The sequence below is a fragment of the Mycolicibacterium stellerae genome (assembly GCF_003719305.1).
Taxonomy (GTDB): Bacteria; Actinomycetota; Actinomycetes; order Mycobacteriales; family Mycobacteriaceae; genus Mycobacterium; species Mycobacterium stellerae.
Genome location: NZ_RARC01000001.1, coordinates 483,923 through 498,095, shown reverse-complemented (window position 1 = coordinate 498,095; position 14,173 = coordinate 483,923). Strand labels below are relative to the sequence as shown.

The 14,173-nt window shown below is 66.4% G+C and carries 12 protein-coding genes; 8 read left to right on the top strand and 4 right to left on the bottom strand.

Annotated elements, in window-relative coordinates; translation table 11 throughout:
* Positions 1-56: 56 nt before the first annotated feature.
* Positions 57-782 (bottom strand): GolD/DthD family dehydrogenase, encoded by a 726-nt coding sequence (locus tag D6M19_RS02410; RefSeq protein WP_123023660.1) that lies wholly within the window; start codon positions 780-782, stop codon positions 57-59.
* A gap of 216 nt (positions 783-998) precedes the next feature.
* Between D6M19_RS02410 and D6M19_RS02405 the strand changes: the two genes are divergently transcribed.
* The 3 genes from D6M19_RS02405 (at position 999) to D6M19_RS02395 (ending at position 4,697) form a co-directional block, all read left to right on the top strand.
* On the top strand, positions 999-2,564 hold the full coding sequence (locus D6M19_RS02405; protein WP_123023526.1) for a sugar ABC transporter ATP-binding protein: 1,566 nt from the start codon (positions 999-1,001) through the stop codon (positions 2,562-2,564).
* A gap of 107 nt (positions 2,565-2,671) precedes the next feature.
* Positions 2,672-3,595, top strand: a complete 924-nt coding sequence (locus D6M19_RS02400) for an ABC transporter permease (protein WP_123023659.1) — start codon at positions 2,672-2,674, stop codon at positions 3,593-3,595.
* A gap of 52 nt (positions 3,596-3,647) precedes the next feature.
* Complete coding sequence (locus tag D6M19_RS02395) at positions 3,648-4,697, top strand: substrate-binding domain-containing protein (RefSeq protein WP_123023525.1); 1,050 nt, start codon at positions 3,648-3,650, stop codon at positions 4,695-4,697.
* Positions 4,698-4,708: 11 nt separating this feature from the next.
* Here D6M19_RS02395 and D6M19_RS02390 read toward each other — a convergent pair whose 3' ends face one another.
* Positions 4,709-5,872, bottom strand: coding sequence for a pyridoxal phosphate-dependent aminotransferase (locus D6M19_RS02390; protein ID WP_123023524.1), 1,164 nt, complete (start codon positions 5,870-5,872; stop codon positions 4,709-4,711).
* Positions 5,873-5,993: 121 nt separating this feature from the next.
* Positions 5,994-7,028, bottom strand: a complete 1,035-nt coding sequence (locus tag D6M19_RS02385) for a LacI family DNA-binding transcriptional regulator (protein ID WP_123023523.1) — start codon at positions 7,026-7,028, stop codon at positions 5,994-5,996.
* Positions 7,029-7,317: 289 nt separating this feature from the next.
* On the opposite strand from D6M19_RS02385, the gene D6M19_RS02380 reads away from it, so the two are divergent.
* Genes D6M19_RS02380 through D6M19_RS02360 form a run of 5 tightly spaced genes read left to right on the top strand, consistent with a single transcriptional unit; the run spans position 7,318 to position 12,583 of the window.
* Complete coding sequence (locus tag D6M19_RS02380; RefSeq protein ID WP_123023522.1) at positions 7,318-8,196, top strand: ABC transporter ATP-binding protein; 879 nt, start codon at positions 7,318-7,320, stop codon at positions 8,194-8,196.
* Positions 8,193-9,050, top strand: a complete 858-nt coding sequence (locus D6M19_RS02375) for an ABC transporter permease (RefSeq protein WP_123023521.1) — start codon at positions 8,193-8,195, stop codon at positions 9,048-9,050. The genes D6M19_RS02380 and D6M19_RS02375 overlap by 4 nt, the downstream gene beginning before the upstream one ends.
* A 46-nt stretch (positions 9,051-9,096) precedes the next feature.
* Complete coding sequence (locus tag D6M19_RS02370) at positions 9,097-10,194, top strand: ABC transporter substrate-binding protein (RefSeq protein ID WP_123023520.1); 1,098 nt, start codon at positions 9,097-9,099, stop codon at positions 10,192-10,194.
* Complete coding sequence (locus D6M19_RS02365; protein WP_164478294.1) at positions 10,191-11,375, top strand: LVIVD repeat-containing protein; 1,185 nt, start codon at positions 10,191-10,193, stop codon at positions 11,373-11,375. Before D6M19_RS02370 ends, D6M19_RS02365 begins: the two co-directional genes overlap by 4 nt.
* On the top strand, positions 11,375-12,583 hold the full coding sequence (locus D6M19_RS02360; RefSeq protein ID WP_123023518.1) for an LVIVD repeat-containing protein: 1,209 nt from the start codon (positions 11,375-11,377) through the stop codon (positions 12,581-12,583). The genes D6M19_RS02365 and D6M19_RS02360 overlap by 1 nt, the downstream gene beginning before the upstream one ends.
* Here the strand turns inward: D6M19_RS02360 and D6M19_RS02355 are convergent.
* Positions 12,580-14,133, bottom strand: coding sequence for a phytoene desaturase family protein (locus D6M19_RS02355; protein WP_123023517.1), 1,554 nt, complete (start codon positions 14,131-14,133; stop codon positions 12,580-12,582). The genes D6M19_RS02360 and D6M19_RS02355 overlap by 4 nt on opposite strands.
* Between the last annotated feature and the right edge of the window lie 40 nt (positions 14,134-14,173).

The window sequence follows — 14,173 nt, the reverse complement described above, 5'->3', positions numbered from 1 at the left end:
GGGGACAACCCTGCTGCGGGCTCCGTGGTACTGCGAGCCGGCGCCCGCCCGCACACCTACTTGATCGTGTAGCCGCCATCGATGATCAGGTCGGCACCGTTGACCATGCCCGCCGCGTCGGAGGCCAGATAGACCGCGGCCGCGGCGATCTCGTCGGGGTAGGCGAACCGGCCCGTCGGGATGAGCTTCTTGAGTGCGTCCCCCTTTGGCCCGTCCCATGCCTGGTGGCCGAGCTCGGTGAGGACCACTGTCGGGGAGATGCTGTTGACCCGCACGCCCCGGCCCGCCCATTCGGCGGCCAGTACCTTCGAGACGCCGACCACACCGAACTTCGAGGCGCAATACGCCACGTGCGCGTCGAGCGCGACGGTGCCGGCCTGGGATGCCATGTTGATGATGACACCGCGACCAGCGGCGAGCATGTGTGCGCCGACCGCCTGGCACATCAAAAACGTGCCCGTGAGGTTCACCGCGATGGTGGCCTCCCAGTCGCTGACCGACAGCTCCTCGGCGGCGCCGAGGCGCACGATGCCCGCGCTGTTGACCAGGATGTCGATCCGACCGTGCGCTTCAACGACCGCACCGACCGTTCGGCTGACGGAGTCGGGATCGCCGACGTTGCAGGGGAATTCGCTGCCTTCGGCGAGATCCGCGACCGCGATCCTTGCGCCTTTGGCAGCCAGCGCTTCACCGATGGCGGCGCCGATTCCCGACGCGCCGCCGGTGACGAGGGCAACCCTGTCGTCCAGGCGGAAGTCGAGATCCACTGCGTGCTCGGACATGGTGTGCCTCTCGGATTCAGGTCGGGGCGGCGGCGGATCGGCATGCACGTCGTGCCCATTTCGCGGACAACGCGGCGGCCAATTCGACCCCGGTCATCGCGGCTGACCTCGTCTCATTCATCACCGGTCCGATTACCCGCTGTGACGATGGTTACACAGCGGCGGGAGTGGGAACCATAGGTCTGTCCGCGGGGGCGTCGACCAAGGGAGGTCTCGATGGCGCAGGCCCTGCTCGAATGCGCGGACATCAAAAAGAGCTTCGGCGGCGTTCCCGTATTGAACGGAATCAACCTGCACCTCGAACCCGGCACCGTGACGGCCCTGGCGGGGGAGAACGGCGCGGGCAAGTCCACGCTGATGAAAATCGTCAGCGGCCAATACGTCGCCGACGAGGGAAGCGTATCGGTGCAAGGTAACCGGCTGGCCCCCGGCAACACCCGCGATGCGGTGCGGCACGGGGTGGCCATCGTGCCGCAGGAACTGGCATCGATCGAGGACATGACGGTCTACGAGAACCTCTTCGTCGGCCGGGAACTGCGCCGGGGCCCGTTCGTCAACCGCCGGGCGATGATTCAGCAGGCCCGCGAAACGTTGTCGGCGTTCGACGTGGCGATCTCGCCCACCGCACGAATGGGCAGCCTGCCGGTCGGGCTGCGGCAGATCGTGGAAATCGTGAAGGCCGCCCGCACGGGTGCTCAGGTCGTCATGCTCGACGAGCCCACGTCGGCCATCTCCGAGCGCGAGGTCGAGGGGCTCTACGCGATCGTGCGCCGACTCCGCGAGCACGGGGTCGCGATGGTTTACACGACCCACAAGATGGCCGAGATCCAAGCGATTGCGGATCGGGTGGTGGTGCTGCGGGACGGGGCGTTGATCATGGACGAGTCGGTGGCCGACGTGTCCGAGGACGACATCGTCACCGCGATGATCGGTCGCGAACTGGACGCGCTGTTTCCCGATCGCGTCGAACCGACCACCGAACCCGTGTTAGAGGTGCGCGACCTGCACGTCGACGGTGCCGCCGCGCCGGTGTCGCTCACGGTGCACGCCGGGGAGGTCGTCGGGCTCGCCGGTTTGGTCGGCGCCGGACGAACCGAGTTGCTGGAGGCCATCTTCGGCGCCAGACACACCACCGCGGGCGAGATCGCGGTGCGGGGCCGCCACGTCAAGCGAAACGCGCCCGCTGCCGCTATCACGGCGGGCATGGCGATGGTGCCGGAGGATCGCAAGACCTCGGGCGTGGTGTTGTCGATGAGCGTGCTCGACAACGGGTCGCTGCCCCGGCTGTCGTCGTTCAGCATCGCCGGCTGGCTGCGTGACAAGGCACGGACCACCGCCGTCACCGACGTCATGAAGTCGGTGCGGTTGCGCAGTAGCGGGATGAGTCAACTCGTGGGAACGCTGTCGGGCGGAAACCAGCAGAAGGTGGTGCTGGCCAGGTGGCTGACCGGCGAGGTCAACGTCCTGCTGCTCGACGAACCCACCCGGGGAGTCGACGTCGGCGCGCGCAGCGAGATCTACCGCGTCATCGCCGAGTTCGCGGCAGCAGGAATGGCCGTCGTGATGGCCTCATCGGACATGCCCGAGATCATCGGCCTGTCGCATCGGGCGTTCGTCATGCGCGGCGGCGCGTTCGTCGGCGAACTCGATCGTGACGCGCTCGACCATCCCGCCGTCCAGGAATCCGTGTTCCGGATGGCGACTTCGCTCACCGAAGCCACCCGTGCACCGGACGCATCCATCACCGAAGACCCGCCCGAATCATCGGAGGCAGCATCGTGACAGTGCAAACGGAGACCGACGACGCCGCAGAATCCTCCGGGCGGGTCGTCGCTTCGCCCACCACCGGCGAAGCCGTTCGGTTGTTCTCGCGCGAGTGGTTCGCGGGTATGGCCATGCGCTACTCGATGGTCATCATCATCCTTCTGGTCATCGCGTACTTCAGTTATCGCAGTGCGCGTTTCAGCACGGTCGACAACCTGGTCACCATCCTGGTCGCGGCGGCGCCGTTCGCGCTCATCGCGCTTGGCCAGACGCTTGTCGTGCTGACCGGCGGCATCGATCTGTCGGTCGGCAGTGTGATCGCGGTGTCGGCAATGGCCGCCGCGGCAACGGCCAAGGCCAATCCCGGGCAAGTCTGGCTGACCGTGCTGGTGGCGATGGTCGTCGGTCTGGCGGTCGGCTCCGTCAACGGAATCCTGGTGTCGCGCATCAATGTTCCGCCGTTCATCGCAACCCTGGGTACGCTGACGGCCGGCTCAGGGCTGGCCTATGTCATCGGCGGCGGGGCGCCGATCAATGGTCTTCCCGCGGAGTTCGGCTCCATCGCCAACACCAAGATTCTCGGACTCCAGATTCCGGTGCTGGTGATGATCGTCGGCATCATCGTGCTCGGGGCGGTGATGCGCCGCACTACATACGGGATGCGCATCTACGCCGTTGGCGGTAACCGCAGCGCCGCCGAGATCGCCGGTATCAACGCCAAGAACATTCTGTTCAGCGTCTACGCCCTGTCGGGCCTGCTGGCCGGCATATCCGGCGTCATGCTGGCCTCGAGGGTCATCTCGGGACCGCCCAACCTGGGCCAGGGCTACGAACTCGACGCCATCGCCGCGGTGGTCATCGGCGGGGCCAGCCTGATGGGTGGGCGCGGCACGATCTGGGGAACGGTGCTTGGCCTGTTCATCATCCAGACGCTGAACAACGGCCTGGACATCCTGGTCGTGCCCGCCTACTGGCAGGACGTGATCAAGGGCGTCCTCATCGTCGCGGCGGTGGCGGTCGACGTGTGGTCAACCCGAAGACAGGCATGATCGCCTGGCGGTCAACCGAATCCGATCACCCCACAACAGAAGTGAGAAAGAGATGAGACTGGCAACGAAGATCACTGCGGCCGGCTCGGCCGCAGTGCTCGCCATGGGTCTGACCGCCTGCGGCGCGGGCGATACCGAATCAAAGAGTGGCGCAACCAGAGTCGGCGTCTCGGTGTATGACATGAGCTCGTTCATCACCGCAGGCAAGGAAGGCATGGACACCTATGCCAAGGCCAACAACATCGAGCTGGTGTGGAATTCGGCCAACCTCGACGTGTCCACCCAGGCCAGCCAGGTCGACTCGATGATCAACCAGGGCGTCGACGCCATCATCGTCGTTCCGGTGCAAGCGGATTCGCTCGGCCCGCAGGTGGCGGCGGCCAAAGCCAAGGGCATCCCGTTGGTGCCGGTCAATGCGGCGTTGGAGAGCAAGGACATCGCTGGCAACGTGCAGCCGGACGACGTCGCCGCCGGGGCGCAGGAAATGCAGATGATGGCCGACCGGCTGGGCGGCCGGGGCAACATCGTGGTCCTGCAGGGGCCGTTGGGCCAGTCCGGCGAACTCGACCGCAGCAAGGGGATCGAGCAGGTGCTGGCGAAGTACCCGGACATCAAGGTGCTGGCCAAGGACACCGCGAACTGGAAGCGTGACGAGGCCGTCAACAAGATGAAGAACTGGATCTCCGGGTTCGGTCCCCAGATCAACGGTGTGGTCGCGCAGAACGACGACATGGGCCTCGGCGCGCTGCAGGCGCTCAAGGAGGTTGGCCGCAACGATGTGCCGGTCGTCGGTATCGACGGCATCGAGGACGGCCTAAACGCGGTCAAGAGCGGAGAGTTCATCGGCACGTCGCTGCAGAACGGCACTGTCGAACTTGCCTCCGGTCTTGCCGTCGCCAACAAGCTGGCCAAGGGCGAGCAGGTCAACGCCGAACCGGTGTACGTGATGCCCGCGATCACGAAGGACAACGTCGACGTCGCCATCCAGCACGTGGTGACAGAACGGCAGAAGTTCCTCGACGGCCTTGTCGAACTCACCGACAAGAATCTGCAGACCGGCGACATCGCCTACGAGGGCATCCCTGGCCAGAAGCAGCCCTGACCCTGCGTCCGTCAACGCCCTCGCAGCACACCCAGTCTGCGGATGGCTTCGTCGAGCGTGTCGTCGCGCTTGCAGAACGCGAAGCGCACCAGATGATTCCACTGATTGTCGGTCGACTCGCAGAACGCCGACATCGGAATCGCGGCAACGCCTGCCTTCTCCGGCAGCTCGGCGCAGAACGCGGTGCTGTCGTCGTAGCCGAGAGGCCGGGGATCGGCGCACAGGAAGTACGTGCCGAAGCTGTCGTGCACGTCGAAGCCGAGGCCGTCGAGCGCGCTGCCCAGCCGGTCGCGCTTGGCCTGCAACGACTTCCGCAGCGCGGCCACCCACGCCTCTTCGGTGTCGAGTGCGTGGGCCACCGCGGGTTGAAACGGGGCGCCGCCGACGTAGGTCAGATACTGCTTGGCCGCTCGCACACCGTTGATGAGATCCGCTGCGCCGCAAGCCCATCCGATCTTCCAGCCGGTGACGTTGAACATCTTGGCCGCACTCGAGATGGTGATGGTCCTGCCTGCCATGCCGGGATAGTTGGCCAGCGGAAGATGGCGGTGGCCGTCGAACACCAGATGCTCGTAGACCTCGTCGCTGATCACCAGCAGATCGGCGTCGACGGCGAGCTTGGCGAGCCCCGCCAGCTCGGCGTCGGAGGCCACCATCCCGGTCGGGTTGTGTGGCGAGTTGACGATCAACGCCTTGGTCTTCGGCGTCACCGCACTGCGCAGCCCGTCGACGTCGATGGCGAAGCCGCGCTCGTCGGGCACCATCGGCACGGCGCGGCGCTCACAACCCGCCATCGCGATGACAGGGGAGTACGAGTCGTAGAACGGCTCGATCAACAGCACCTCCGAACCCGGCTCGACCAGGCCGAGGACCGCCGCGGCGATGGCCTCGGTGGCGCCGACGGTGACCAGCACCTCGGTCTCCGGGTCGTACTCGGTGCCGAAGTGCCGCTTGCGCTGCGAGGCGATCGCCTCGCGCAGCGGCGCGATGCCAAGCCCCGGCGGGTACTGGTTGACGCCGTCGGCGATCGCGTTCTCGGCGGTCTTGAGCATCGCGGGCGGGCCGTCCTCGTCGGGAAAGCCCTGACCCAGGTTCACCGCACCGATGCGCGCCGCGAGCGCCGACATCTCGGCGAAGATCGTCACCGCATAGGGCTGCAGCCGAGAAACCGTCACACCTGCGAGCGTAGGTGCACAGCATCGGCGGGAGCACGGTCGTCACCGCTTTGCATGGGAATTGCAATCGGTTGCACAACACCGGGGGTACTGCGCGAACCGGCGTCGCGTGCGCCCGCAGTCAGTTGGTGGCGGGATTCTGCGGAGCGGGCCCGGTGGAGGACCGGACAGTCAGCGTGAGAGGGAGCAGGAGCGAACGCGGATGACGGCTGGGATCGTTGAGCACCTCGAGGAGCAGTCGCGCGGCCTCGGCGCCGATTTCGTAATGCGGAATACGCACCGTCGTCATGGGCGGTGACACCTTGTCCATGAACGGCATGTCGTTGAACCCGACCACGCTCATGTCATCCGGGCACCGCAGGCCCCGGGCGGACAAGGCGTCGTAGACACCGAGGGCGAGCAGATCGTTGCCGGCGAGGACCGCGGTGAACTCCGGTCCGGAATCCAGGAGTGTCCCCATGGCCTTCGCGCCGGCCTGCTCGCTCCACGCCTCACAGATGACCGTCCGTTCCTTCTCGGCGGGGAGGCGGAGATCTTCGAGGCAGGAGGTGAACGCGCGGCGCCGGTTCAGTCCCGTCGACAGATCCTGCGGACCCGCGAGGTGCACGATCTTGGTGTGTCCCAGTTCGACGAGGTGCTGCATCGCCATGGCGACGCCTGCCGCGTCGTCGGACGTCACCGACGGGATGTCGGGGTTGGCGCTACGTCGGTTGACCAGCACCATCGGCGTGGACGCGGCGGCGAGTTCGTCGAGCAGTGGGTGTTTGAGGTGGGCGGTCGCGAACACAAACCCCTCGACGTTGCGCCGCCGGAACGACTGCACCGCCGCCTTCTCCACATCCGGCCGGTTGTCGGTGTTGACGATCCAGGCGCTGTAACCGACGGCGCGCAGCACATCTTCGACCCCGCGCACGATCGGCGGGAACAGCGGATTGGTCAGATCCGGGATCACTAGCCCGATGCTTTCCGACCGGGCCGTCTTGAGGCTGCGGGCGATCGGGTTCGGCGAATAGCCCATCTCCGCGGCGATCTTCTTTATCCGCGCTGCGGTGACGGCGTTCACCAGGCCTTCGGTCTGCTCGTTCAAGGCGCGCGATGCGGTGGCCGGATGCACTCCCGCCATCACCGCCACCTCGCGCAGCGTGGCCCGTTGCATTGAACGTTTCCCCTCCGCTGCAAACGGATGCAGCCCTTCCATGATGGGGTCCTCCCCCGTCCGCGTGCAATTGAACCCGCGATTCGACGCTTCGGCGCGACGTCTCGGAAGTGTGGGCCACCGATTGTGTGGAAACGCTGGGACGGGATACGTCACCTACTGGCGGTTCACCGCGCCAGCCAAGATTTCTCGGCCACGCCATTGACATGATCCACGTCACATCGCAGGATAGCAATCGATTGCACTTTCGGTCCAACGGTGTCCCGAGGCGAAGGCGGCTCCACAGCACATGAGGCAGGCAATTTCCTCGGTCACCCGTGATCCACGGCCGGATACCGACGACGCGCAGAAGCCGGGGGAAACCTCGGCACCGCTGATCGAAATTCGCGGCGTGTCCGCCGGATACGAGAACACGCGGTCGAAAACCCGGCTCATCGCCCTACGGGACGTGTTCTTGGACGTGCACCGTGGGGAGTTCCTCGCCATCGTCGGCCCCTCGGGGTGCGGCAAGACGACGCTGATCAACATGATCGCCGGCTTCATGAAGCCGCTGGACGGGACGATCCGCGTCGAGGGCAAGGTCGTCACGGGACCCGGTCCCGATCGCACCATGGTGTTCCAGGACTACGCGGTACTGCCGTGGCGCACGGTCTACGGCAACATCAAGTTCGCGCTCGAGAACAGGCATCCGCGCCCCTCGAAGGCCGTGATGCAGGAGCGGATTGCTCGCGCCCTCGAGCTGGTCAATCTCACCGGCTTCGAGAAGGCCTACCCCTACGAACTCTCGGGCGGAATGCGCCAACGAGTGGGCATCGCAAGGGCTTTGGTGTCCGATCCCGAGATCCTGCTGATGGACGAACCGTTCGGTGCGGTCGACGCGATGACGCGCGAGGCCATGCAGGCCGAGTTCGAGAAGATCATCGCCGAGACGGGTCAGACCGTCGTCTTCATCACCCACTCCATCGACGAGGCGCTCACGCTCGCGGACCGGGTGGTTCTGGTGTCCCACCGGCCGGGCCGGGTCAAGGAAATCATCGACGTCGACCTGCCCAGATCCCGTTTCGACGAGGGTGTCAAGCGCAGTGAGCGGTTCGGCGAACTGCGCGAATACATCTGGAACGAGCTCCAGACCGAGGCGCTGGGCGCCAAGGCCGGGGGAGGGCGATGAGTTCACCCACGTTGCCCACGGACGTCACCACGCCGCAGGGGGGCACCGATACGGGCGCCGTCACCGAGACGATCACGCGCAGCAACTGGTCGCGATTCCGCAGCCTGATCATCACGGTGGTCAATCTGACGCTGTTCTTTGCCGCCTGGCAGCTGCTCGCCCTCTCCGAGGTCATCAACCCGTTGTTCTTCCCAAAGGCCACCGACATGTTCGCGGCGATGTATTACGGCTTCGCCGACGGGGTCATCTGGCCGCAGCTGGTGCACAGCGTGCGCAACTTCACCGTCGGCCTGCTCATCGCCGGGGCGATCGGCATCCCTCTCGGACTGCTGATGGGCGGCGTACGGATCGTCGACCTCATCCTGAGTCCGTATGTGTGGGCGATGACGGCGCTGCCTCGCGTCGCGCTCATCCCCCTGCTGATCCTCATCCTCGGCTTCGGTAATTCCATGCAGCTCACCATCATCGTTCTCTCGGCGGTGTTCCCGATGATGGTCAACTGCATGGAGGGGGTGAAGACCGTCGACCCCTCGCTCGTTCGGGCGGGACGCATCTTCGGCGCGAACCAGGCCCAGCTGTACGTCAAGGTGATCCTGCCGTTCACGCTGCCGTTCGTCATCAGCGGCATCAATCAGGGCATCGCCAGGGGACTCGTCGGGATGCTCATCGGGGAACTGCTGGGCGGCGGAGGAAAGGGACTCGGGTTCCTGCTCGACCGGGCGGGCGACCAGTTCGACGCACCGATGATGTACGCGACGTTGCTGTTGCTCGCCGTCATCTCCGTGGGGCTCGTGCAGGGAACGCGCTGGGCCGAACGCCGGGCAGCGCCCTGGCGGAACTTCGCGGTCGCGTAGCCAATCAATCGATAGCACGACCAGTGAATCAGACAAGGAGAAGTGCATGAGGCGAAGCAAACGATTGCTGGCGTTCCTGGGTGTGGGAGCAGCGCTAGCCACGATGCTCACGGCCTGCGGCGGCGGCGAATCCTCCGGTGGCGGCGGCACTTCCGCCGCGTCTCCGACCAGCGAGGCCGACATCAACGCGACGATCGACCCGGCGAAGGTGAAGAAGTCGATCGTCGTGGCCGTGGACAACCCGTACTACCTGTTCCACCACGACGTCCTGGTGGCGCAGGACAAGGGCTACTTCAAGGAGGTGGGCATCGACAACGTCGAGATCGTGACCGTCGAGGACCCGCTGCCGGCTTTGATCGGCGGCTCCGTGGACTTCGCCCTGTACGACACCGACACGACGATCGCGGCGGCGAAGAAGTCGAACTCCGATCTGCGTTACCTGTCGGTCTATCTCGGGGGGGAAGCGAACATCCTCGGCGTGCGCAAGGGCATCAACTCGGCCGAGGACCTCAAGGGCAAGACCATCACCGGTGGCCAGTTCGGTAGCCGCAACGACTTCCTCATCCGAAAGCTGCTCACCGATAACGGCATCAACCCCGACACCGACGTCAATCTGGTGAGCACGGGTGGCCAGTCCAACGAGCGGCTGCAGTCGGTGATCGCCGGCACGGTCGACGGTGCCAGCCTCCAGCTGCGGCACCGCTCGCTGCTGGAGGCCGAGGGCGGGAAGTTCCTCTTCCAGGAGCTGGGAAGGGCGCCGCAGAACGGCTGGTCGGCCAACAAGATTCTCACCGAGAGCCCCGAGACCGCGGCGGCCTTTCTGACAGCGACGCTCAAGGCGCGCCAGTTCATCACCGACGACAAGAACAAGGATGAAGTGCTCGACCTCATGGCATCGAAGGACTTCGATCTTCCGCAGCCCTACCGCGATGCGTATGCCGCCGAGCAGAGTCCCGATTATCACACCGCCGACGGCGGCTTCGACGTCGCCGACATGGACCGGTTCATCAACGAGCAGATCGAGTTGAAGGTGATCCCGCCGGGAACCAACTGGCGTGAGTACGTCGATCTGGTTCCGCTGTGGCGCGCGCAGAAGGCGCTCGGCCTGCCGCTGCGGCCCACGCCCGCGGCAATGGCTCAGTGACGACCGAAACCGCTTCGTCTCAGGGGGTTCGACTCGTCGGCCAGCATGACCTGGCCGGGCGCGGCGACGGCATGCAGGTGATGCGGCACGGCGACGCGTTGTACGTCGGGCACGCCGGTTCGACCGGAGCGGGTACGTCCATCCTCGACGTGTCCGCTCCGGACCGTCCCCAGCTGGTCGCGCAGTGGGACGCGCCTGCCAACACCCACACCCACAAGGTGCAGATCGCCGACGGGCTGCTTCTGGTCAACCACGAGCGGTTCCCGTACCGGCCCAAGAAGCCGCTCGGCCCGCATTCGGCCGGTGTCGCGATCTACCGCGTCGACGACCCCTTCCACCTAAGGCAGATCGGCTTCTGGTCCTCCGGCGGCAAGGGCGTTCATCGCATCGTGTGGGAGGGCGGTCGCTACGCCCACATGTCCGGTGTGCCAGAGGGTTTCACCGACCGCATCTGGATGACCGTGGACCTCGCCGATCCCGAACGGCCCGTCCTCGCCGCGAGCTGGTGGTGGCCCGGTCAGTGGACCGCCGGCGGCGAGACCGTCGACTGGCCTGACGGCCACCGGGTCGCGGCGCACCACGGTCTTACCGAGGGGGCGTACACCTACCTCGGCTACGACGACGCCAACCTCGTCGTGCTCGACACCTCCGAGCCGACCCGGCCGCGCGAGGTGTCGCGGCTGCGGTGGGAAGGTGGGGCGACGCACACATGCCTGCCCCTGACCGATCGGGGGCTGCTGGTGGTCACCGACGAGCAACAGCATGACGGCCCGCACGGCGAAGAGCGGCGCATTCACCTGATCGACATCGCAGACCCCTCGGCTCCGCGCTACCTGCGGACGCTGCCCGCGCCTACCGGCCCGTTCGACGACCTGCCCCAGCGGTACGGTCCGCACAACCTGCACGAGAACCGGGCGCACTCCTATCGCAGCAATCGGCTGGTGTTCGCGACCTACTTCAGCGCCGGTCTGCGCGTCTACGACCTGTCGGACCCGCAGCAACCGCGGGAGGTCGCGCACTGGGTCAGCGAGGCGCCGGCCGGGTCGGCCGTCCCGCAGGCCAACGACCTCTTCGTCGACGAGCACTGTCTGATCTGGGTGACCGACCGCGGCACCGGCGGCGTCTTCTGTCTAGAGCCGTTGCCGGACCTTGCCGATCTCATGGCCGAGGCCGCTTCGTAATGGGGGGTGCACCCGAGTTCACCGCCGACGGTGTCGATCTCATCGGATATCACGATGTCGGCGGAAAGCCGGTGTTCAAGCTGGCCATGCAGGTGGTCGAGAACCGTTGGTATCTCTATGCGACGCACTTCTGGGAAGCGCGGTTGTCGATCTTCGACGTGACCGACCCGACCGACCCGCACCTGGTCGGTGCGATCGAAGGACCCGATGAGGCCGCGACCTGGCAGGTCCAGGTCGCCGACGGACTGCTGGTGCAGGGCATGGAGCGCCGACCTCCGGCGTGGGGCGGCGATCCGGCCGACACCTCCGACGAGGGCATCCGTTTCTTCGACGTCCGCAATCCCCTCGCGCCGAAGCTGCTGGGCCAGTGGCGAACCGGCGACCACGGCGTGCACCGCAACCATTACACCGGCGGCCGCTACGTTCACGTCACGGCCAGTCGCCGCGGTTTCGAGGGCAACATCTACGTCATCCTCGACATCACCGACCCAGCTCACCCCACCGAAGTGGCGATGTGGTTCCTCCCGGAGCAGTTCGCCGCCTCGGGAAGCGCCCCCTCCCGGCGGATTTCTCTGCATGGGCCGCCCTATGTTCTCGGCGACCGCGCATACCTCAGCTACGGGACTGCCGGTGTCGTCATCCTCGACATCTCGGACATCGAGCGGCCGACACTGGTCTCCCGGCTGGACATCGGCGCCGCGTTCTCCAGCATGATCGGAATGCACACCGTGATTTCGCTGCGCTCGCGAAACCTGCTGCTGGTCAACACCGAAGCGATCGCCGAACGTCAGCAGGAAGCGTACAACTTCGCCGGCATCGTCGACGTCACCGACGAGTTGCACCCACGGATCATGTCCCTGCTGCCGATACCGAAGCCCGCAGTGGGGGCGCCCTATCCGAACTTCAGCACGCGGGGCGGGCGGTTCGGGCCGCACAATCAGCACCATCCACAGGGGTCCGAGCTCTTCGCCGACGACAACCTGATGTTCATGACGTGGTTCAACGCGGGGCTGCGGGTCTATGACATCAGCGACGCCTACCTGCCGCGCGAGATCGCCTGGTACCTCCCCGACGATCCCACCGAGCGCCGCGGCCTGCTACCCAAGACGTTGGTGACCCAATCGGAGGATGTGCTGGTCGATGCGCGGGGCAACATCTTCTTCTCGGACAAGAACCACGGCCTGCATGTCGTCCGGCTGACCGACTAGGGGACCGACATCGTCGGTGTCACCCCGAGATCGGCCAGGACGGTGCGGGCCGTGTTGCGGCCAGGCCGTCCCGACACCGAACCGCCAGGGTGTGAGGTCGATCCGGTCAGATACAGCCCGGGGACGTCGGTTCGGTAATCGAGCCAGCCGGGGATAACCGTGCCGTCGTCGAGCACAAATTCGCCGCCATGGCAGGAGCCCCCGATGTTCGCGCGATTGTGCGCAGCGAGCGAGGTGGGCGATTCGGGCCTGATGGCCAGGATGTCGGCGTCATCGAGGCCGTCGACGTGGCGGCGCGCGATGTCCAGCAGCACCTGTGCGTATGCCGAGGCATCGTCCTGCGACCACGGCCTGCCGTCGCGCAGCATCGGCGCCGTCGTGAGGAATTTGAAGGTGCCGCCCGGCGCGCGCCCGGGATCGACCGCCGTCGACGACATCATCAAAAGCCACGGGTCCTCGGTCTCCAGGTGTCCGGCAGCCACGCCCGCGACCTGACGGAGCAAGCCCTTCGGGCTGCCGAGGCCGCCTGCGGCCGACGTGACCGGCCCGCGGGTTCCTCGATAACTGGCGTCGGCTCGAAGCGCGAAGTGAACGGCGAACAGCGGAATACCGGGCCGCCAGCATCGTGCGGCGGCATCGGCCGCAGTCGACTTGCCCTCCAGCATCTCGCTCAGCTCGCGAAGGTGACTGCCCGCCACCACCGCGCGGGCTGCCCGGAACTCGCGCCCGTCGTCGGTGCGCACCCCGACGCAGCGGCCGTGCTCGACGGTGAAGGACTGCACCCACGCGGAGGTCTCGACGGTGCCCCCGTGGTCGGTGATGTGTGCGGCAAGGGCGTTGGGCAGGGCCCCCGACCCCCCGACCGGCGTAGCCCAGCCGTAGGCCAGCCGACCGGCCATGATCGCGGCAGGCAGCGCGCCGGTGCCGGGCCGCTCGGGTGGCTGGATCGTGGCGAACGCCATCCAGGCCATCACCTGGCGTGTGACGGGATGGCCGAACGTCGAGGCGATCACCTCCCACGCGCTGCGGCGCCGCAGCGCTTCGTAGCTGTGCGACCACGGCTGGTCGGGCAATGGCAGACCGGCGGACATGTGGGCGTGGGCGATTCGCTGACCGGCGTTCCAGGTGTCGATCATGGATACGAGGGCGTCCGCGTCGGCGGCGGAATAGCGGGCGAACTCGGCGGCCGTCTCCGCCAGATCCGGGTGCACCGTCAGCAGGTCGCCGTCGGCGAGCGGGAAGACGACCGCCGGGTCGGTGACGATGTACTCGAGCCCGTACCGTGCGGCAAGCCCGAGCTCGTCGTCACGGATCAGCGGATTGGACTGCAACACAACGTGTGCCGTGGAGCAGGAGTCGTGCTGCCAGCCCGGGAGAGTGAGCTCCTCTGTCACGGTGTTGCCACCGATGACGTCGCGGCCCTCGAGCACGGTGACCGACAGCCCGGCCTCTGCCAGGTATGCGGCGCACACCAGGGCGTTGTGCCCGCCACCCACCACGACCACGTCACTGGCCTCGTGCACGGCCGAATCTGGAGGAGCAGAGGGCATTTTCGTCCTTCCGTCGATGCGGTCCCCTTGCTACGGTAGA

Coding starts and splice junctions, on each gene's coding strand:
- D6M19_RS02410 (WP_123023660.1), bottom strand. CDS start 782: ATGTCCGAGCACGCAGTGGATCTCGACTTCCGCCTGGACGACAGGGTT.
- D6M19_RS02405 (WP_123023526.1), top strand. CDS start 999: ATGGCGCAGGCCCTGCTCGAATGCGCGGACATCAAAAAGAGCTTCGGC.
- D6M19_RS02400 (WP_123023659.1), top strand. CDS start 2,672: ATGGCCATGCGCTACTCGATGGTCATCATCATCCTTCTGGTCATCGCG.
- D6M19_RS02395 (WP_123023525.1), top strand. CDS start 3,648: ATGAGACTGGCAACGAAGATCACTGCGGCCGGCTCGGCCGCAGTGCTC.
- D6M19_RS02385 (WP_123023523.1), bottom strand. CDS start 7,028: ATGCAACGGGCCACGCTGCGCGAGGTGGCGGTGATGGCGGGAGTGCAT.
- D6M19_RS02380 (WP_123023522.1), top strand. CDS start 7,318: ATGAGGCAGGCAATTTCCTCGGTCACCCGTGATCCACGGCCGGATACC.
- D6M19_RS02375 (WP_123023521.1), top strand. CDS start 8,193: ATGAGTTCACCCACGTTGCCCACGGACGTCACCACGCCGCAGGGGGGC.
- D6M19_RS02370 (WP_123023520.1), top strand. CDS start 9,097: ATGAGGCGAAGCAAACGATTGCTGGCGTTCCTGGGTGTGGGAGCAGCG.
- D6M19_RS02360 (WP_123023518.1), top strand. CDS start 11,375: ATGGGGGGTGCACCCGAGTTCACCGCCGACGGTGTCGATCTCATCGGA.
- D6M19_RS02355 (WP_123023517.1), bottom strand. CDS start 14,133: ATGCCCTCTGCTCCTCCAGATTCGGCCGTGCACGAGGCCAGTGACGTG.